The organism is Phreatobacter sp. AB_2022a (assembly GCF_026847585.1).
Classification (GTDB): Bacteria; Pseudomonadota; Alphaproteobacteria; order Rhizobiales; family Phreatobacteraceae; genus Phreatobacter.
In genome coordinates this window covers 1-19,154 of the sequence record NZ_JAPSET010000016.1, presented here as the reverse complement: position 1 = coordinate 19,154, position 19,154 = coordinate 1, and the positions used below count along the sequence as shown (strand labels likewise).

At 68.4% G+C, this 19,154-nt stretch carries 22 protein-coding genes; 4 read left to right on the top strand and 18 right to left on the bottom strand.

The window, feature by feature from the left end; genetic code table 11:
• The first annotated feature begins 10 nt into the window (after window positions 1-10).
• A complete protein-coding gene (locus OZ671_RS13480) occupies window positions 11-643 on the top strand; it encodes a GNAT family N-acetyltransferase (protein WP_268861221.1) in 633 nt (210 codons plus the stop codon).
• Here the strand turns inward: OZ671_RS13480 and epmA are convergent.
• Entirely contained in the window at window positions 606-1,670 is a 1,065-nt protein-coding gene (epmA, locus tag OZ671_RS13475) for an EF-P lysine aminoacylase EpmA (protein ID WP_268861220.1), read from the bottom strand. The two genes, OZ671_RS13480 and epmA, sit on opposite strands and share 38 nt — an antisense overlap.
• Before the next feature lie 143 nt (window positions 1,671-1,813).
• Between epmA and efp the strand changes: the two genes are divergently transcribed.
• Entirely contained in the window at window positions 1,814-2,383 is a 570-nt protein-coding gene (gene efp / locus OZ671_RS13470; protein ID WP_038301420.1) for an elongation factor P, read from the top strand.
• Between the two features lie 166 nt (window positions 2,384-2,549).
• Here efp and fabI read toward each other — a convergent pair whose 3' ends face one another.
• From fabI to fabA, 3 genes are all read right to left on the bottom strand, one after another.
• On the bottom strand, window positions 2,550-3,407 hold the full coding sequence (fabI, locus tag OZ671_RS13465) for an enoyl-ACP reductase FabI (RefSeq protein ID WP_328286360.1): 858 nt from the start codon (window positions 3,405-3,407) through the stop codon (window positions 2,550-2,552).
• A gap of 186 nt (window positions 3,408-3,593) precedes the next feature.
• On the bottom strand, window positions 3,594-4,820 hold the full coding sequence (fabB, locus tag OZ671_RS13460; RefSeq protein WP_268861219.1) for a beta-ketoacyl-ACP synthase I: 1,227 nt from the start codon (window positions 4,818-4,820) through the stop codon (window positions 3,594-3,596).
• 66 nt (window positions 4,821-4,886) lie between these two features.
• Window positions 4,887-5,399 (bottom strand): 3-hydroxyacyl-[acyl-carrier-protein] dehydratase FabA, encoded by a 513-nt coding sequence (gene fabA, locus OZ671_RS13455; protein WP_268861218.1) that lies wholly within the window; start codon window positions 5,397-5,399, stop codon window positions 4,887-4,889.
• Window positions 5,400-5,619: 220 nt separating this feature from the next.
• Between fabA and irrA the strand changes: the two genes are divergently transcribed.
• Window positions 5,620-6,135, top strand: a complete 516-nt coding sequence (gene irrA, locus OZ671_RS13450) for an iron response transcriptional regulator IrrA (RefSeq protein WP_038301417.1) — start codon at window positions 5,620-5,622, stop codon at window positions 6,133-6,135.
• Between the two features lie 107 nt (window positions 6,136-6,242).
• On the opposite strand, the gene OZ671_RS13445 is transcribed toward irrA, so the two are convergent.
• The 4 genes from OZ671_RS13445 to OZ671_RS13430 form a co-directional block, all read right to left on the bottom strand.
• The gene (locus OZ671_RS13445; RefSeq protein WP_268861217.1) at window positions 6,243-6,998 is read right to left on the bottom strand and encodes a hypothetical protein; all 756 of its coding nucleotides are present in this window, start codon (window positions 6,996-6,998) and stop codon (window positions 6,243-6,245) included.
• A gap of 40 nt (window positions 6,999-7,038) precedes the next feature.
• Entirely contained in the window at window positions 7,039-8,583 is a 1,545-nt protein-coding gene (locus OZ671_RS13440) for an acetolactate synthase large subunit (RefSeq protein ID WP_268861318.1), read from the bottom strand.
• A 32-nt stretch (window positions 8,584-8,615) separates the two neighbouring features.
• Window positions 8,616-8,930, bottom strand: a complete 315-nt coding sequence (locus tag OZ671_RS13435; RefSeq protein ID WP_268861216.1) for an NIPSNAP family protein — start codon at window positions 8,928-8,930, stop codon at window positions 8,616-8,618.
• A gap of 89 nt (window positions 8,931-9,019) precedes the next feature.
• Window positions 9,020-9,796, bottom strand: a complete 777-nt coding sequence (locus OZ671_RS13430; protein ID WP_268861215.1) for an SDR family NAD(P)-dependent oxidoreductase — start codon at window positions 9,794-9,796, stop codon at window positions 9,020-9,022.
• Window positions 9,797-9,999: 203 nt separating this feature from the next.
• On the opposite strand from OZ671_RS13430, the gene OZ671_RS13425 reads away from it, so the two are divergent.
• Window positions 10,000-11,592 carry a glucan biosynthesis protein gene (locus OZ671_RS13425; RefSeq protein ID WP_268861214.1) on the top strand — a complete coding sequence of 531 codons (1,593 nt, stop codon included), beginning with the start codon at window positions 10,000-10,002 and terminating at the stop codon, window positions 11,590-11,592.
• A gap of 145 nt (window positions 11,593-11,737) precedes the next feature.
• Here the strand turns inward: OZ671_RS13425 and OZ671_RS13420 are convergent, their stop codons facing one another.
• From OZ671_RS13420 to OZ671_RS13375, 10 genes are all read right to left on the bottom strand, one after another.
• Complete coding sequence (locus OZ671_RS13420; protein ID WP_268861213.1) at window positions 11,738-12,019, bottom strand: SelT/SelW/SelH family protein; 282 nt, start codon at window positions 12,017-12,019, stop codon at window positions 11,738-11,740.
• 23 nt (window positions 12,020-12,042) lie between these two features.
• Window positions 12,043-12,753 (bottom strand): SAM-dependent methyltransferase, encoded by a 711-nt coding sequence (locus OZ671_RS13415; protein ID WP_268861212.1) that lies wholly within the window; start codon window positions 12,751-12,753, stop codon window positions 12,043-12,045.
• A gap of 124 nt (window positions 12,754-12,877) precedes the next feature.
• Window positions 12,878-13,972, bottom strand: coding sequence for a CobW family GTP-binding protein (locus OZ671_RS13410; RefSeq protein WP_268861211.1), 1,095 nt, complete (start codon window positions 13,970-13,972; stop codon window positions 12,878-12,880).
• A 65-nt stretch (window positions 13,973-14,037) separates the two neighbouring features.
• Window positions 14,038-14,985, bottom strand: a complete 948-nt coding sequence (locus OZ671_RS13405) for a metal ABC transporter solute-binding protein, Zn/Mn family (RefSeq protein WP_038301407.1) — start codon at window positions 14,983-14,985, stop codon at window positions 14,038-14,040.
• Window positions 14,986-15,008: 23 nt separating this feature from the next.
• Window positions 15,009-15,878: a zinc ABC transporter permease AztB gene (gene aztB / locus OZ671_RS13400; protein WP_268861210.1), complete on the bottom strand. Its 870-nt coding sequence runs from the start codon at window positions 15,876-15,878 to the stop codon at window positions 15,009-15,011.
• 12 nt (window positions 15,879-15,890) lie between these two features.
• Window positions 15,891-16,655, bottom strand: a complete 765-nt coding sequence (gene aztA / locus OZ671_RS13395) for a zinc ABC transporter ATP-binding protein AztA (protein WP_268861209.1) — start codon at window positions 16,653-16,655, stop codon at window positions 15,891-15,893.
• Window positions 16,655-16,948, bottom strand: coding sequence for a hypothetical protein (locus OZ671_RS13390; RefSeq protein WP_268861208.1), 294 nt, complete (start codon window positions 16,946-16,948; stop codon window positions 16,655-16,657). Before OZ671_RS13390 ends, aztA begins: the two co-directional genes overlap by 1 nt.
• 188 nt (window positions 16,949-17,136) lie before the next feature.
• A complete protein-coding gene (sciP, locus tag OZ671_RS13385; RefSeq protein WP_038301404.1) occupies window positions 17,137-17,412 on the bottom strand; it encodes a CtrA inhibitor SciP in 276 nt (91 codons plus the stop codon).
• Between the two features lie 192 nt (window positions 17,413-17,604).
• Window positions 17,605-18,261 carry a flagellar hook assembly protein FlgD gene (locus tag OZ671_RS13380; protein ID WP_268861207.1) on the bottom strand — a complete coding sequence of 219 codons (657 nt, stop codon included), beginning with the start codon at window positions 18,259-18,261 and terminating at the stop codon, window positions 17,605-17,607.
• Window positions 18,262-18,275: 14 nt separating this feature from the next.
• The coding region (locus OZ671_RS13375) for a flagellar hook-length control protein FliK (RefSeq protein ID WP_268861206.1) at window positions 18,276-19,154 on the bottom strand (879 nt) is incomplete at its 5' end.

Here is a 19,154-nt window from a genome sequence, read left to right as displayed (position 1 = left end):
ATCCCAAGGCATGACCGACAACGCTCAACTCGATATGTCCGGCTACTTCCTGGTTCCGCCGGGCCGGCTGACGACGGCGGTCACCTGGCTCGAAATGGTCGCGCCGCCGTCCGAACCGGTTCCGCAAGGCGGCCCGGCCCTGAAGCGGGTCGAGGCGCCCGACCTTGCCTGGTATCGCGCGCTCTACCGGCGCATCGGCGAGGACTGGCTCTGGACCTCGCGTCTCGTGCTCGATGACGCGGCGCTCGCCGGCCTCATCGGCAGCCCGGGCAACGAGGTCTATGTGGCCGAGCAGGACGGCGCGGAGATCGGCCTCGTCGAGCTCGACGTAAGCCGACCCGGCGCGGTCGAGATCGTCTATTTCGGCCTGGTGCCGGAGGCGGTCGGCAAGGGGCGCGGCCGGGCCCTGATGGCGGCCGCTCTCGCCCGCGCCTGGCGCCCCGGCACGGCCAGGATCTGGCTGCACACCTGCACCCACGACCATCCGGGCGCGCTGCGCTTCTACCAGGCCTGCGGCTTCGTGCCCTATGCGGCCGGCATCGAGGTCTTCGACGACCCGCGCCTCTCGGGCCTCCTGCCGCGCAGCGCCGCGCCGCATGTGCCGCTCATCGAGCCTCGTCGCGGGGAACCGGCGTCCAGATGACGTCCTCGATCGACCGCGCGCCGGCGGCCAGCATGACCAGGCGCTCGAAGCCGAGGGCGATGCCGCTCGTCGGCGGCATGGCGGCGAGCGCGGCCAGGAGATCTTCGTCGATCGGGTAGCGCTCGCCATAGACACGCTGCTTCTCGGCCATTTCCAGCTCGAAGCGCCGGCGCTGCTCGACCGGATCGGTCAGTTCGCCGAAGCCGTTGGCAAGCTCGACGCCGCAGGCATAGAGCTCGAACCGCTCCGCCACCCTGGCATCGCCGGCCTTCGGCCGGGCGAGCGCCGCCTCGCTGACCGGATATTCGCACAGGATCGCCGGCCGCCCGAAGCCGAGCCGCGGCTCGATCTTTTCGACCAGCACCTTGGAGAAGATGTCGGCCCAGCCATCGTCCCCGGCGACACGGATGCCCGCGCCGCGCGCGGCCGCGGCCAGGCGGTCGCGGTCCGTCTCGCCGGACGCCGCGACGCTCGCCAGAAGATCGATGCCGGCATGGCGCTCGAAGGCCTCCTGCAGCGTCACGCGTTCCGGCTCGAGCGCCGGATCGGCGCTGGCACCCCGCCAGACGAGATTGTCCGTGCCGGCGGCGGCGCAGGCGAGCCGCATCAGGCTGGCGCAATCGGCCATGAGCTGCTCATAGGGAGCGCCCACCCGGTACCATTCCACCATGGTGAATTCGGGATGGTGCAGCGGGCCCCGCTCGCGGTTGCGGAACACCCGGGCGAAGTCGACGATGCGCGTCTCGCCCGCGGCGATCAGCTTCTTGGCGGCGAATTCGGGCGACGTATGCAGGTAGAGCGGCGCGCGCCGGCCGTCGATGCTGACCGCTTCGGTCGCGAAGGCATGCAGGTGGGCCTCGTTGCCGGGCGAGACCTGCAGCTGCCCCGCCTCGACCTCGGTGAAGCCCTCCGCCTCGAACCAGGCCCGCAGCCTTTGCTTGATGCGGCCACGGGCGACCAGGAAGGGCCGGCGGTCGGCGTGGCGGTCTTTGTCCCACCAGGGAGAGGCTTGCGCGCTGGGCATCATCTTCGCTTCGGGGTGGCGCTTTCCGGAAAGTTCGTCTATGCGACGGCAGAACCGATTGCGAGGGGGCTTTCTGCCCTGCTTCCCTGTTTGGCCAAGTTTCTTGTTCGCCAAGTTTCCTGGCTGCTCAACCAAGGACGACATCCGTGCCGAAGGTCATCGCCTCTTCCGTCCGCAAGGGCAACATCCTTGAAGTCGACGGCAGGCTCTATCTGATCGTCACCGCCCAGAACATCCATCCCGGCAAGGGCACCCCGGTCACCCAGGTCGACATGCGTCGCCTCTCCGACGGCGTGAAGGTGTCGGAGCGCTGGCGCACCACCGAAATGGTCGAGCGCGCCTATGTCGAGGACCGTCCCTACACCTATCTGTATTCGGACGGCGACGGCAATCACTTCATGAACCAGGAGACTTACGAGCAGATCGCGGTCCCCGACGACATCATCGGCGAGCAGAAGCCGTACCTCCAGGAGAACATGGAGGTGAAGCTGTCGGTCTACGAGGGCAATCCCGTCGGCATCGAGCTGCCGCAGCGCGTCACGCTGGAAGTGGTCGACACCGAACCGGTGACCAAGGGCCAGACCGCCTCGTCCTCCTACAAGCCCGCCATGCTGTCGAACGGCGTGCGCACCCTGGTGCCGCCGCACATCACCGCCGGCACGCGCATCGTCGTCAACACCGAGGACGGCGCCTATTACGAGCGCGCCAAGGACTGAGGCCATCCGGGCCCTCGATCGCCCGAGCCGATCCTATCCGCCCTCGCCCTGCGGCATCCGCAAGGCGGGGGTTTTTCTTGGCGCGCAGGCAATCGTCGTGGCGCGCAAACGAAAAGGACGGCGCAGCGCCGTCCTTTGTCGATGGGCCAATCCGATCCCGGACAGCCTATTCGGCGGCCTCGCCCTGCGAGCGGCCGGAGGCCTCCTCCACCGCCTGTTCGGCGGCGTCCACCGTCTTCAGCGCTTCCGGATGCGGCATCGAGACGATGTTGTAGCCGGAATCGACATAGTGGATCTCGCCCGTCACGCCCGACGAGAGGTCGGACAGGAGATAGAGCGCCGAGCCGCCGATCTCGTCGATCGACACCGTGCGGCGCAGCGGGGCATGGCGCTTCTGGAAATTGAACATCAGCCGCGCGTCCGAGATGCCGGCGCCGGCGAGCGTGCGCACCGGACCCGGCGAGAGCGCATTGACGCGGATGCCGAGCGGCCCGTAGTCGGCGGCGAGATAGCGCACCGAAGCCTCGAGCGCCGCCTTGGCGACGCCCATGACATTGTAGTTCGGCATGACCCGCGTGGAGCCGCCATAGGTCAGGGTGAGGATCGAGCCGCCCGGCTGCATGAGCGCCGCCGCGCGCTTGGCGACCTCGGTGAAGGAGAAGCACGAGATCACCATGGTGCGCGAGAAGTTCTCGCGGGTGGTGTCGGCGTAGCGTCCCTTCAGCTCGTTCTTGTCGGAGAAGCCGATGGCATGGACGATGAAGTCGAGCCCGCCCCAGGTCTCGCCGAGCGTCGCGAAGGTCTGGTCGACGGTGGCCAGATCCTCGACGTCGCAGGGCAGGACCAGCGAGGCGCCGATGCTCTCGGCCAGCGGCCGGACCCGGCGGCCGAGCGCCTCGCCCTGATAGGTGAAGGCGATTTCGGCACCGTGGGCGGCCAGCGTCCGGGCGATGCCCCAGGCAATGGAGTGGTCGTTCGCCACCCCCATGATCAGGCCGCGACGGCCCTGCATCAGTCCGGTCACGCGATTGCTCCTCGCTTCGCCCTCGTTGCCCCGCCGGCTCGCGACGAGCCTGAGAACGGGAAACGCATGGCGGTCGGTCCACATGGTGGGGGTCCGCTGCGAGTGGGACATCCCGCAGCCTGTTGCATGAGTCTACGACCGGGTCGTGACACGATTTGACGCAGAGTCGCCGATCCCGGTCCAGAGTCAGGCATCGACATGTTTCAACACAATGGTGGCATTGGTGCCGCCGAAACCGAAGGAATTCGACAGGACGCAACCCAGCTTTGCATCGTCGACGCGTTCGCGGACGATCGGCATGTCGGCCATTTCCGGATCGAGCGTCTCGATATGGGCGCTCTCGCAGATGAAGCTGTTGTTCATCATCAGCAGCGAATAGATCGCCTCCTGGACGCCGGTCGCGCCCAGCGAATGGCCGGTGAGCGACTTGGTCGCCGAGATCGGCGGGCTCTTGTCGGCGCCGCCGAAGACCTCGCGGATCGCCTCGATCTCCTTGATGTCGCCGACCGGCGTCGAGGTCGCATGCGGATTGATGTAGTCGACCTTCGGGCCGACTCCCTGCAGCGCCATGCGCATGCAGCGCGCCGCGCCCTCGCCCGACGGCGCCACCATGTCGTGGCCGTCCGAGGTCGCGCCATAGCCGGCGATCTCGCCGTAGATCTTCGCGCCGCGCGCCTTGGCGCGCTCGTATTCCTCCAGGACCAGCACGCCGGCGCCGCCGGCAATGACGAAACCGTCGCGGTTGACGTCATAGGCGCGCGAGGCGGTGCTCGGCCGGTCGTTGAACTTGGACGACATCGCGCCCATGCCGTCGAACAGGACGGACAGGCTCCAGTCCAGCTCCTCGCAACCGCCGGCGAAGATGATGTCCTGCTTGCCCCACTGGATCAGCTCATAGGCATTGCCGATGCAGTGGTTGGAGGTCGCGCAGGCCGAGGAGATCGAATAGTTGACGCCGCGGATCTTGAACCAGGTGGCGAGCGTCGCCGAGGCGGTCGACGACATGGCCTTCGGCACGGCGAACGGGCCGACACGCTTGGAATTGCCGCTTTCGCGCGCCTTGTCCGCGGCCTCGACGATGGCCCGGGTCGAGGGACCGCCGGAGCCCATCACGATGCCGGTGCGCTCGTGGCTGATCTCGCCGGGCTCCAGGCCGGAATCGACGATCGCCTGGTCCATGGCGACATGGTTCCAGGCCGAGCCGCCGCCGTGGAAGCGCATGGCGCGCCGGTCCACCACGGAGGCGGCGTCGAGCGTCGGCGCGCCCGCAACCTGGCAGCGGAAGCCGTGCTCGACGAACGAGGGAGCGAGCGCGATGCCGCTGCGGGCCTCGCGCAGGGAGGCCAGGACCTCGTTGGAATTGTTGCCGATGGACGAGACGATCCCCATCCCGGTGACGACGACGCGGCGCATAGGCGGCCTCTCGAAGCTTTGGTGTCGCGGTCTCGTGGCGAGACGTTGTACTGACGAATCAGGCAATCAGGCGGCGGCGCCGAACAGGCCGACACGCATGTCCTTCACTTCGTAGATGCGCTTGCCATCCGCCTCCAGCCAGCCGTCGGCGATGCCGAGCACGAGCTTGGACTTGAACACACGTTTGATGTCGACGCCGTAGACCACCTTGCGGGTCGTCGGCAGCACCATTTCGGAGAATTTCACCTCGCCGACGCCGAGCGCCCGGCCGCGGCCCGGCAGGCCGAGCCAGCCGAGGTGGAAGCCGGTGAGCTGCCACAGGGCATCGAGCCCGAGGCAGCCCGGCATGACCGGATCGCCCTTGAAATGGCAGGGGAAAAACCAGAGGTCGGGCTTCACGTCGAGCTCGGCGAGCACATGGCCCTTGGCGCTGGCGCCGCCATCCTCGCCGATCGAAGTGATGCGATCGAACATCAGCATGGGCGGTAGCGGCAGCTGCGCGTTCCCGGGGCCGAAAAGCTCGCCCCGCCCGCAGGCGAGAAGCTCTTCATAAGTGAAGCTGGTCTTGCGCTCGCTCATTGCTCTGTTTCAACCGCCCTGTCATTGCGGCCCCTCCGCCGGAGCCGTAGCGGCTGCTCTCTAACACAGGGACTCCTGACGGGCAAAAGGCGGCGACGGGTCAATTTAACCCTTTGGCAATGATCCCCGGCCGCCTCCCGCGCCCGCCGCGGCGGGCGCCGATCGTTGTGCGCCTGCGAACGGGTTGCGGAACGGCGGGCGAGTTCCTAAAATAGGGCCAATGACGATCCGGACCCTCATCGACCTCACGCATACTGAGCCGCCGCTCCCGACGGACGGGAAGCTGTCGGCGCACGAACGCGTCAGCCAGCTGCAACGCACCGGCTGCCCGATCCATGACGTGCGCACCATGCTGCGCGAGGTCGGGCTGAGGCCCACCCGCCAGCGGATGGCGCTCGGCTGGATCCTGTTCGCCAAGGGCGACCGCCACGTGACGGCGGAAATGCTGTTCGACGAAGCCGCCAAGGCGCGCGTGCCGGTGTCGCTCGCCACCGTCTACAACACGCTGCACCAGTTCACCGAGGCCGGCCTGCTGCGCGAGATCGCGGTCGACGGCTCCAAGGCCTATTTCGACACCAATCTTGCCGACCACCACCATTTCATCGTGGAAGGCGAGACGACGGTGTTCGACATTCCCGGCCCGCATGTCGCCGTCGACAAGCTGCCGCAGGCCCCCGAGGGCTATGAGGTCGCGCGCGTCGACGTGGTGGTGCGGCTGCGCCGCAAGGCGGACTGAGCGCGCCGGGCCGGCCGCCATCCGAACGGACCCGACGGCCGCGCCGCAGAGCGCGGCCTTTTTTGTTTCCGGAGCGGCCATCATGGGCGATCAGGCGCCCGAAGCGCTCAATCGTCGGCGGCGAGCGCGGCGGCTCCCACCCCGATCGCTGTCGCCGCTGCAAGCACGCCGAGGCCCTTGCCGAGTGCGGCGGCGAGCGCCACGGGCGTCGCACCGAGGCCGATCCCGAGAGCAACGCCGCCGACGGTAGCGGCGGTTCCGGCGACGATCGCCACGCAGATCACCAGCGCCGTCTCGGTCGACCGGCGATTGAGGTGAGCCGCAGCCGCCGGAACGTCCGCCCGGCGGCCGCTGGCCGAGGCCACGGCGAGCGCGGTCCCGCCCGTCAGCAGCACGGCCATTACGGCAAGGCCGGTGCCGATGGCCACCAGACGCGCGGCAAAGGCCGGCCAGCGCTCGCCGCCCGCCTCCGCCAGCAGCGTCACGATGTCGAGGGCGCCGGTCGCCGCGAGGCCGGCCAGAAACACCACTGCCAGCATCAGCCAGACCTCGAGTGTCACCCGGCCCGCCGCCGCGAAGGACTGGCGCACCGTGGGCAGCTCGCCGCCGCGCCGGCTGAGCCGGCGCACGGTTGCGACATGCGCGCCGAGCAGCACCGCCAGATGCAGGCACACGGTAGCCGCGGCAATCAGCGGCACCTTCCATAGCAGAATCCCGCGCAGCCGGATCGCCGCCTCGATCAGCGGTCCGGACAGCAGCGCATAGGGCACGATGTGGAGGGCGACGCGCCAGCCGGCATCGCCGAGCGCGCGCAGATAGCGCGCGGCAAAGGCGATGGCGGCGGGCACGGGCATGATGTTCACGCCGGCATTGTGATCGAAAGACCGACGCGATGCGAGCCGGTCAGCAGAGCACCTCGATCAGGAACGGGCCCTTGCGGCGGCTCGCCGACGCGAAGGCGTCGGCAAAGCGCTCGGCCGTGTCGACGCGGGTCGCCTCGACGCCCATGCCGCGGGCGAGCGAAACCCAGTCGAGATCGGGATCGCCGAGCGACAGCATGTCATGCGCCTTGCGGCCCGGATTTTCGGCGCCGACATTGGCCAGTTCGTGCTTCAGGATGGCATAGGCCCGGTTCGCCCAGATGCAGACCACGACGTCGAGCTTTTCGCGCGCCATGGTCCACAGCGCCTGCAGCGAATACATGCCCGAACCGTCGGCCTGCAGCGACACGACCTTGCGGTCGGGACAGGCCACCGCCGCGCCGACCGCGAGCGGCAGGCCCTCGCCGATCGCGCCGCCGGTGAGCTGCAGCCAGTCGTGCTGCGGCGCTCCGAACGAATAGGGGAAGAAGCCGCGGCCCGTCGTGACGGACTCGTCGACCACGATCGCGTTTTCCGGCATCAGATGGCTGACCACGGCGGCGATCGTTTCCGGTGTCAGCGCGCCCTTCGGCAGATCCGGCACGCCCGGGGCGGTCAGCTTCGGCGCGGTCTTCGACGCGCCGACGCGTTCGGCCAGCCGTTCCAGCGCATCCACCGCATCCTCGGCCGGCGTCGCCAGCGTGATCACCTCGGCATCGGCGGGATAGAGCAGCGAAGGCTTGTTCGGATAGGCGAAGAAGGCGACCGGCGCCGTGGTGCCGACCAGGATCAGGTGGGTGATGCCTTTGGTCGCGGCGAGTGCGCCGTCGACCGGATAGGGCAGCCGTTCCAGCGGCACGCGGCCGGCGCCGCGCTCCATGCGGGCAACCGAGGTCTGGCCGAGAATGCGCGCGCCGGTCTTCTCGGCGATCCGCGAGGCGAGCGCCGCGGCCTTTTCGCGCACCCCGTCCGTGCCGAGCAGGATCATCGGCCGGCCACCGGCGGCGATCGCCTTGGCGGCGGCTTCGACGGCCGCTTCGGCAACCTTGGCGGGCGCGGCGGCGGCTTCGACCGGTGCCGGGCCCGTGCCTTCGGTCCAGGCCGTATCGGCGGGCAGGATCAGCGTGGCGATCTGGCCCGGCGGCTGGCTCGCCGCAGTGATCGCCGCCGCCCCGTCCACCGCCACGTCGGCGGCAGAGACCGAGGTCTTCACCCAATGCGACATCGAGCCGGCAATGCCCTCGATGTCCGAGGTCAGCGGCGCATCGTACTGGCGGTGATAGGTCGCATGCTCGCCGACGATGTTGACGACGCCGGAGCGCGCCCGCTTCAGGTTGTGCAGGTTGGCAAGGCCATTGGCGAGACCGGGGCCGAGATGCAGAAGCGTCGAGCCCGGCGTGCCGGTCATCCGGTAATAGGCGTCGGCCGCGCCGGTCGCGACATTCTCGTGCAGGCAGAGGACGCAGCGCATGCCGTCGACGCGGTCGAGCGCGGCGACGAAATGCATTTCCGACGTGCCCGGATTGGTGAAACTCACCGTCACGCCGCCGCCGACCAGGGTGCGGACGAGGCTCTCGGCCCCGTTCATGGACTTGCTCATGGATGCTCCGGATAGTGCCGTCATTTCAACGGCGAGAACGCGGTGGGGACCAGGATCCGGTTCTCCATCTTGAGGAGAAGCGGGGTCGCGGCGTCGAGGTAGTCGCTGAAGCCGGGGGCGACCGCGAGCTTGGCGCGGCGCTGCTCGCGATCGGCCATGCTGTCGTAGCGCCAGAGATGCACGACCTGGTTCAGCGTGCCGACCTCGGTGACGAAGAAGCCGATGGGTTCGCCGAGGATCGGCCACTGGATGGGCCGCGCCAGGCGCTCATAGACCTCCAGGAAGGCCTTCACCTTGCCGGGGAGGGTCGTATAGGAGCGTTCGTCGATGATCATGATGCAAGTCCCTACTGGAAATGGCCGCGGCGAGCTATGCCGGCCGCGAATGGGGGCGTTCACGCAGAGCGGGTGGCAGTGAGGACGGATCAGACGCCGCGCAGGCCGATGCGATGGCCGCCGTCGACGGTGACGACGGTTCCAGTCATGAACCGCCCGGCATCGGACAGGAGCAGCAGCAGCGCGCCGTCGAGGTCCTCCTCCTCGCCGAACCGGCCGACCGGGATGTCCCGCAGCATGGTCCGGCCCTTCTCGCTGGTCAGATAGTCGCGGTTGATGTCGGTGACGACATAGCCGGGCGCGATGGCATTGACCCGGACGCCCTTGAAGGCGAGCTCGTAGGCCATCGCCTGGGTCATCTGGGCGACGCCGGCCTTGGAGACCGCGTAGGAGGCCGTGCCCTTCGAGACGCCGTAGCTGAGGATCGAGGCGATATTGACGATGGCGCCCGGCTTGCCGGCCGCCAGCAGACGGCGGGCCGCCTCCCGGCCGGTGAAGAACACGCCGTCGAGATTGGTCGCCATCACCGCCCGCCAGTCGGCATCTGTCGTCTCGATCGCCCGGCCGGGAATGGAAATGCCCGCATTGGCCACCACCGCGTCGACCGTGCCGAAGGCGCTCTCGGCGGCATCGAAGGCCGCGGCGATCGATGCGGGGGCGGTGACGTCGCCCGCCACCGCGATGGCCTTGCCGCCGCCCGCCCGGATGGACGCGGCGACGCCTTCGACCTTCTCGGCGCGCCGTGCGACCGCGACCACCGCCGCGCCGTGCTCGGCGAGCGCCGTGCAGAACCGGGCGCCGAGGCCGGTACCCGCGCCGGTCACCAGGGCGACGCGGCCGGTCATGTCGAGCAGGTTTCTTGCCATCGTTTTTCTCCGCTGAAATCCGCGCGACACTGGCAAATCGCGGCGCGGCTCCGCAAGCAGGCCGGATGGCGGGCAGCGATGCGCGCCGGCTCCGTCCCCCAAGTCCGGCCAAGCCCTCCCCCTTGACGGTTCCATGTCATGCCGTCATGACCGCAGGCGCCTCCCAGGAGGCCAAGCGTGTCGTGTTCCTGCCGTGAGGCGCCATGAACTTACCCGTCTTCGCCCGTCGCGATGCCCTCAGACTGCTTGCGCTTGCCGGCATAACCTGGCCCGCCGCGGCCCGGGCGCAGACCAGTCAGCCCCCCCAGCAGGCGCCGGCGACCCCGCAGCCGCCCGCCCGCTTCGGCTATGAGGACGTGGTGCGGCGCGCGCGCGACCTTGCCGCCCTGCCCTACGAGGCGCCGCGGCCGCAATTGCCGCCGGCCCTGACCGGCATGAACTTCGACCAGTACCGCGACATCCGCTTTCGGCCTGAACGCGCGCTGCTCGGCCAGGCCAACGGCCCGTTCCGCATGCAGATGTTCCACCTCGGCTTCATCTATCGCGACCCGGTGGTGGTGAATGTCATCCGCGACGGCATTCCGACGCCGATTCCTTATGCCGCCTCGCTCTTCGACTATGGCCGCAACCGGTTCGAGCGGCCGCTGCCGGTCGATCTCGGCTTTGCGGGCTTCCGGCTGCATCACCCGCTGAACGACCCGAAGGTGCAGGACGAGGTCATCTCGTTCCTCGGCGCGAGCTATTTCCGCTTCCTCGGACGCGGCCAGAAATACGGCCTGTCGGCGCGCGGCATCGCCATCAATACGGCCGGCCCAGGCCAGGAGGAGTTTCCGGTCTTCCGCGAATTCTGGGTCGAGACGCCCGGCCCCGACGCGCCCTCCTGCACGATCTTCGCCCTGCTCGACGGCGAGAGCGTGACCGGCGCCTATCGGTTCGGGCTCTTTCCGGGCCAGGAGACGGTGCTCGACGTGCACTGCACGCTGTTTCCCCGCCGCGCCATCCCCAAGCTCGGCGTCGCGCCGCTCACCTCCATGTTCTACTACGGCGAGAACGACCGGCGGGTGTTCGACGATTTCCGGCCGGAGCTGCATGACTCGGACGGCCTGCTCATCCATTCCGACACGGGCGAATGGATCTGGCGTCCGCTGCGCAACCCGAAGACCCCCGAAATCTCCCAGTTCGGCGACCGCAACGTGCGCGGCTTCGGTCTGATGCAGCGCGACCGGGTGTTCGAGCACTACCAGGACCTCGATCTGAGCTACGAGGCTCGGCCGAGCTATTGGGTCGAGCCCCGCGAGGGCTTCGGCGACGGCCGCGTCGAGCTGGTCGAGCTGCCGACGGCGGACGAGACCAACGACAATATCGTCGCCTATTGGGTGCCGGCCCGCGCCGTCGAACAGGGCCAGACGCTCACCTTCGCCTATCGCGTCGTCTCCACCGCCAACGAGGCGCGCCTGCACAGCGGCGGCTACGTGCTGAACACCTACCGCACCCGGCCGACCGCGCTCGGCTCCGGCGAGCCGGTGCCGCCGAATGCGACACGCTTCATCATCGACTTCATCGGCGGCGATCTGGAATATTACCTCGGCCAGCCGGAACTGGTTCAGGTCGTGCCGAGCGCGGGCAATGCCAGGATCACCCGCACCTTCCTCGTGCCGAATACACAGACGCGCGGCTTCCGCGCCGGCATCGACGTGGTGGGCGAAGCCGGCAAGACCGTCGACCTCAGGGCCTTCCTGCGCGCCGGCAACAAGGCGCTGACCGAGACCTGGACCTTCCCCTGGCGGGTCGAGTAGGGAGCGCCTGTACGGCCCGCGCCGGTGCATGCGGATCGGCAGCAGCCGGTGCGCTCGCGCCCAGCGCGCAATGTCCGGGCGTCATTCCGCCGGCGATCCGATCACGTCCTGGCAGAGGCCGGCGACGACGGGGCGCGGCGCGCGGCTATTTGCGCTCGGAATGGCCGAGATCGCGCTCCGGCCAGGCGATGTCGCGCACCCGCTGCTTCAGCACCTTGGCCTCGGGAAAGCCGCCGTCGCGCTTACGGTCCCAGATGAGCTCGCCATCGACGCGGATCTCGAAAACCCCGCCCGTTCCAGGCTGAAGGGCCACCTCACCGAGGTCCTGGCCGAATGTCGACAGGAGTTCCTGGCCCATCCAGGCGGCCCTGAGCAGCCAGTTGCACTGGGTGCAGTAGAGAATGGTGACGCGTGGTTTGTCGGACATGTCGAGCCTCGCCGCGAGCCGGCTCACTCTGCCTTGCGGCGCGCCAGAGTGGCAGCCCAGAACAGGCTCGAAAAGAACCAGGTCGGCTCGACGAAGCCGGTTTCCGCGAGCAGCGCCTCGACGGCCTCGGGTGTCGCGGGCGGATCGGCGCCCTGCAGGATCTTGCCGAGCTTCGCCTCGACCTCGGCCGGGGCCGCGCCATGCATGCGCCAGCGCTCGCCCCAGGCCCTGAGAAGCAGCGGCTGCGCGCGATAGGCGAAACGGTTGCCGGCGAGAACCAGTGGCGCGCCGGGCTTCAGGCGCCGGGCGATGCTGGCGAGCAGCGCCCGCTTGGCATCGTCGCCCGGCACATGGTGCAGCACGCCGATGAGAGTGGCCGCGTCGAATGTCGCCTCGCCGACGATGTCGTCGACATAACCGAGATGAAACCGCGTGCGCGCGGAGAGCCCCTTGGCTTCGACCGCGGCAACGGCGAGGTCGAGCATCGGCTGCGAGGGGTCGACCGCGACGAAGGACCAGTCGGGCTCCAGGGCGCCGGCGGTGACGATCTCGCTGGCGCCGCCGCCGGCCCCCACCACCAGGACGCGCGCCGCCCGGCCGCTGCCGAGTGCCGCGGCCAGCATGCAGGCGGAAAGCTCGTGACAGGCGTCATAGCCGGCGAGCGCGATGCGGCTCTGCTCGGCATATTCGCTAGCGCGCGACGGATCGAACTTGGCGGCGGAATCGTTGCCCATCGGACCGGGCCTCCTCGCCGCCAGTAAGGACCCGTGTCACCGCCCTCGCGCAACAGGGGTGGGCGCAGACCAGCCGCGCACCACCGCGAGACGAGACGGTCGGGCCGGGGGCCGGCCCTTCCGGTCAGGCGACGCAGGCCTCGAAACCGGTCCTGATCTTGTCGATCGGCAGTTCGCGGCCGATGAAGACGACCCGGCTCTCGCGCGCCTCGCCGTCCTTCCAGGCGCGCTGGTGGTCGCCGTCGAGGATCATGTGGACGCCCTGGAAGACGAACCGGTCGGGATCGTCCTTGAAGGCGACGATGCCCTTGCAGCGCAGGATCTTCGGCCCCTCGACCTGGGTCAGGTCCTGGATCCAGGGGAAGAACTTGTCGGGATCCAGCACCTTGTCCGTGCGCAGCGCCACCGACTGCATGTGCTCGTCGTGATAGTGCTTCAGGCCGTGGCTCGGGTGGTCGCAGTCGTCGCCGGTATGGTCGTGGTCGTGATGATCGTGACCATGATGATGGTGATGGTCGTGATCATGATCGTGGTGGTGATCATGGCCATGGTGATGGTGGTCGTCGCGCTCGAGGAAGGCGGGCTCGATCTCGAGGATGCGCTCGAGGTCGAAGGCGCCGCGGCCGAGCACCGCATCGAGCTCCACCGCGCATTTCTCGGTCCGGTGCAGCACGGCATAGGGGTTGATGGCGCGGATGCGCGCCTCCACCTCGCGCAGCTGCGCCGGCGTGACGAGATCGGTCTTGTTGAGCAGGATGACGTCGGCGAAGGCGATCTGGTTCTTCGCCTCCGGCGCGTCCTTCAGCCGCTCGTTGAGCCATTTGGCGTCGGCCACGGTCACCACCGCATCGAGCGCGGTCTTGGCGCCCACCTCTTCGTCGACGAAGAAGGTCTGCGCCACCGGCGCCGGATCGGCGAGACCGGTCGTTTCCACGATGATGGCGTCGAACTTGCCCTTGCGGCGGAGCAGGCCTTCGATGATCCGGATCAGATCGCCGCGAACGGTGCAGCAGATGCAGCCATTGTTCATCTCGAAGACTTCTTCGTCGGCCCCGACCACCAGGTCGTTGTCGATGCCGATCTCGCCGAACTCATTGACGATCACGGCGAAGCGCTTGCCGTGGTTTTCCGAAAGGATCCGGTTGAGCAGCGTCGTCTTGCCGGCGCCGAGATAGCCGGTCAGCACGGTCACGGGGATTTTCTGGAGAGCTTCAGTCATGGGTCATCCGTCGTCGGACAGGCTTTGCCGATAGATAGGGTGTGATCGGCCGCGAAGGAAGGCGATCAGGCCGGCGTCAACGCAGCGCTGATCTGCCCGATATTGTGGCGCATCAGGCCGAGATAGTCGGCTGCCGGCCCGCCGGCAGCCGAAAGGGCGTCGGAATAGAGCTTGCCGCCCAGCTTGACGCCGGTTTCCGCCACGATGCGCTGGACGGCGCGCGGATCGGTGATGTTCTCCAGGAAGATCGCGGTGATCCGGCCCTGCTTGATCTGCCGGATGATGCGGCCGAGCTCGCGCGCGGACGGCTCGGCGTCGCTGGCCACGCCGCGCAGGGCGACGAATTCGATGCCGTAGGCCTTTTCGAAATAGCGGAAGGCGTCGTGGGTGGTCAAAAGCCGCCGGCGCTCGGCAGGGATCCGCGCCACCGCCGCCTTGATCTCGGCGTCGAGCCCGTCGAGCTGGGCGAGATAGGCATCGGCATTGGCAAGATAACGCTCGGCGCCGGCCGGATCCGCGGCCGCCAGGGCTTCCCGGATCCGTCGGATATAGGTCTTCACGAACAGGGCGTTCTGCCAGGCATGCGGATCGTGTTCGCCGTGGCTGTGGCCGTGATCATGATCGTGATCGTGGTCATGATCCTCCTCGGCCTTCAGCGCGGTGATGCCGGTGCTGGCGACGACCACCTTGGCGCGCGTGCCGGAGGAGCGGATCAGCCGGTTCATCCAGCCTTCGAAGCCGAGGCCGTTGACGAAGACGAGCTTCGCCGCGGCGAGGGTGCGGGCGTCCGCCGGGCTCGGCTGGTAGGCATGGGCATCGCTGTCCGGGCCGACCAGGCTCGTCACCGCCACCCTGTCGCCGCCGACCGCGCGGACGAGATCGGCGAGGATCGAGAAGGTCGCGACAACGGGCATCGGTGCGGCCTGCGCGGCAGGAGCCTGCGCCCGGGCGGGCGATACGGCAAGGCCCGGCACCAGCGCGAACGACGATAAGACCAGGCGGCGCGATATCATGCGCGGCATCCTTTCAAGCGAGGTCAGGCCTCGCGATGGCGCGCGGGCCAATAGGTGGGCAGAAGACCGCCACGCGGGCCGAACACCAGCGACACCGCGTAGACCAGGCCCGCCATCAGCACGATGGAGGGGCCCGAGGGCGTCGACATGTTATAAGATAACACTAAACCCGCATAGCCGGAAAAGATGCCGAACAGGATGGCGATGGCCGAAAGGGTCGTGACGTCGCGGCCCCAGAAGCGCGCGGCGATCGCCGGCAGCATCATCAGGCCGACGGCGAGCAGCGTGCCGAGCGCGTGAAAACCCGCGACAAGGTTGAGCACGACGAGGGCCAGGAAAGCCAGATGGGCCGGGGTGCCGGCGCGGCTCACCGACCGCAGGAAACCCGGATCGACGCAGTCGAGCACCAGCGGCCGCCAGAGCACGGCGAGCGTGATCAGCGTCACCGTCGTGATGCCGGCGAGCAGCAGCAGGGTCGGATCGTCGAGCGCCAGCACCGTGCCGAACAGGACATGCATCAGATCGACATTGGACCCGCGCATGGAGACGATGATGACCCCGAGCGCCAGCGAGATGAGGTAGAAGGCGGCGAGCGAGGCGTCCTCCTTCAGCGCGGTGAAGCGTGCCACCACGCCGGACGCGAGCACCACGGCCAGGCCCGCCGCAATGCCGCCAACGGTCATCGGGATCAGGTTGAGCCCGAAGATGAGGAAGCCGATGGCGGCGCCCGGCAGGATGGCATGGGCCATGGCATCACCCATCAGCGACATGCGGCGCAGCATCAGGAACACGCCGACGGGGGCGCCGCCGAGCGACAGGGCGACCGTGCCCACCAGGGCGCGGCGCATGAATTCGAACTCGACGAACGGGCCGATCAGAAGGTCGTAGATCACGCTTTGCCGGCCTCAGGCTGCCGCGGCGCAGACCGCCGCATGATCGTCGAAGGCTTCCGTCATGTGGCGCGCGGCGGCAAGGTTGTCGGCGGTCAGCGCCTCGGCCGTCGCCCCCCAGGCGATCGGCCGGCGGGCGAGCAGCAGCGTCTGCGGGAACACCTGCCGTACCGTCTCCATGTCGTGCAGCACGGCGATGACGGTGCGTTTCTCGGCATGCCAGCGGCAGACGATGGCGATCAGGTCGGCGGTGGTCCGGGCGTCGATCGCGCTGAACGGCTCGTCGAGCAGGATCAGGCGCGCGTCCTGCACCAGCAGACGGGCGAACAGCATACGCTGCAACTGCCCGCCCGACAGCGTGCCGATGGCACGGCTTTCGAAACCGGTGAGGCCGACCGCCGCGAGGGCGGCGTGAACCGCCTCGCGATCGGCGCGCGACAGGCCGCCGAACAGGCCGCTGCGGCGCCAGAAGCCCATGGCCACCATGTCGAAGACGCTGATCGGGAACGACCGGTCGATTTCGGCCGCCTGCGGCAGATAGGCGATTTCGCCGCGCCCACCGGCAAGCTCGACGGCGCCCGAAAGCGGTTTCAGCGCGCCGGCTATGCCCTTCAGCAAGGTCGACTTGCCCGCGCCGTTCGGGCCGACCACCGCCAGCATGGCGCCGGCGGCAACCGTGCCGTCGAGATGGTGCACGGCCGGATGGCGGTCATAACCCAGTGTCAGGTTGCGGAACCGGACGGCGGATGTGGCGGCTGGCGGCATCTTTTCCATCGACATCAGACGATCGCCCAGCCGACCAGCGCCCAGAGCGCCGCGACGAGCCCGGCCGCGATGCCGAGCCGGGCGGGCGCCGACAGGAGCAGGACCGAGGATGCCGGCCGGGCCGGTGGCGGAGCGGCATGCCGGTGGCCGGCATGGTCGTGCCCGGCATGATTGTGCCGGCCGTGACCATGCGAACCAGGATCGTGCGAACCGTGACCGTGTGCCCCCTGGTGCAGGCCGGCGGCCGCGCCTGCTCGCTCGCGGGCCGGCACCACAGGCTGCTGCGGGGATTGAACGTGATCATGCATGACGCGGACACCGCCGTTTCGGGCATTCCTGTTACATTATCACAGGAATAGTGTCCAGATTGCGCCTGGATCGGCTGATCGGCCCGACGTGCCGAGGCAAAGCCTGCGGACTGAAGCCGGCGCCAAAACAAAAAGCGCCGGTGCCTTGACCGGCGCCGGCGCTTCGTCTTGCTCGCAATGTCGCGCCGTTACTGGCGGTACTGCTGAATTCGGGTGGTGCGCAGGCCGGCAAGGCCGTGCCGATCGATCGAATGCTGCCAGTTGAGAAATTCCTCGACCGTCAGCGTGTAGCGTTTGCATGCCTCTTCCAGGCTCAGGAGACCGCCCCGGACGGCGGCAACGACTTCCGCCTTCCGCCTGATCACCCAGCGATGGGTATCGGGCGGCGGGAGATCGGCAATCGTCAGCGGACTTCCGTCCGGCCCGATCACATATTTCACCCTCGGACGCATGGGTTCGGTCATAGATACTCTCACACAACGCACGCGACTGACCACGTCATCGGCTTGAGACTACGGACCGGGGGTTAAATTTGGCCTAAATGAGATCCGAAGAAGCAAGCGATCGTTGCAACCGTCGGGAAAGGCTTGCCAAGACGGGAAAAGGCGCCGCCCGGACGGCGCCCTCATGGCCCCTGCGACAAGACTAGAATACCGTCACAGTGTAATCGTCTTGACCTTGCTGACAGGCACCTTCTGCGTGCCGATCATGACGATGATCTCGCTTCCCGACGCATCCACTTGGGTCACCTTGCCGCTGTTCACGACGTCAACCTTGGTCGCGTTGGCGCCGGAACCGCGCCAGAGCTCGAGCGTATAGGTGCCGGTGCCGACGGGCGAACCGTCGCTGCGCAGGTTGTCCCAGCTATAGTCGGTGGCCTGGCCGGCCGTCAGCGTCATCTGCTGCTCCTTCACCACCTTGCCGGAGGCATCGCGGATGCGCACCATGTATTCGCCGGACTGCTGCGGCGTGAACGACCATCTGGTCTCGGACGTGCCCGGCGTCTGCTGGCTCGCGTCATAGGTGATATTGGTGCCGAGATAGCCGAGCGCGGTGGTCGCCTGGCTGCTCTGGGCGCTCGATATCAGCTTGTCGAGCCGATCGTTGGTCGCCAGCTGCTGCTCGATCTGGGAATATTGCACGAGCTGCTGGGTGAACTGGTTGGCATCCATCGGCTGGGTCGGATCCTGGTTCCTGAGCTGGGTCGTCAGCATCAGCAGGAACGTGTCGAAATTGGCCGAGAGGCGGGCGCGCGAACTCGACGAGGTCGAAGTCGAATTGTTGTTCATCACCGACGAGGTTTGGTCGACCATCGTGCCGTCTCCTGTCAGATCCTGATATCGATGCCGCCGCGCGCGGCGGCGAGGCGGGCATAGGTTGCGGCGCTGAGCTGCGTCAGCACGTCCGCCGGCGCGGCGGCGACGACGGCCTGCGCGGGCGGGCTGCCCTCGCGATTGTCCCGGTCGCGCTGCATGCCCTGTCCGCCCTGGTCCTTGAGCGAGAATTCGACCGAGCCTTCCGAGGTCGAGAGGCCGGCCTGGTTCAGCGTGCGCTCCAGATTGCGCTGGTCGCGCTGCAGGAGTTCCAGCGTTTCCGGCTTCTCGGCGACGATCTTCGATTTCACCCGGCCCTCGCGATCGAGCGTCAGGCTCACCTCGATCCGGCCGAGCTCGGCGGGATCGAGCCGGATGTCGAAACGGGTCGAGCCGGCATTGGCCCGCGCGGCGATGGCGACCGCCACGGCATGGACCGGCACCACCGAACCCGGCGCACTGGTCTGCGCGGCCACCTTCTGCGCTACATCGCTGACCAGCGACAGCGGCCCCGACCCCGCGGAGGTGGCTGGCTGCTGGGGCGGCGGCGGAGGCGGCGCGTCAACCGCCGGCGCCGGCCGGGCTTCCCCCGCCGCCGACGCGGGCTGGGAGCCCTGCGCGCTCGCGAGCTCGGCCCGGAATTCGGATTTGGCGTCCGGCTTCGAGGCCGTCTCGGCCGGATGGGCGGCCGCCGCCGTCTCGGCCGCCACGGCCGGCGAACGGCTGCCCTTGCCCTGTCCCGCGGCGGCAAGCTCGGCCTCCGACGAGGCGGGAACAGGCTGCTGCGGCGTTCCCGCCATCTTTGCAGGATCGGCCGCCGCAGCGTGCGCCGGCGCCGGAATGGCGGGATCGGCAGATCCCTGAACCGGCTGGGCGCCTGGCACGGACGGGCC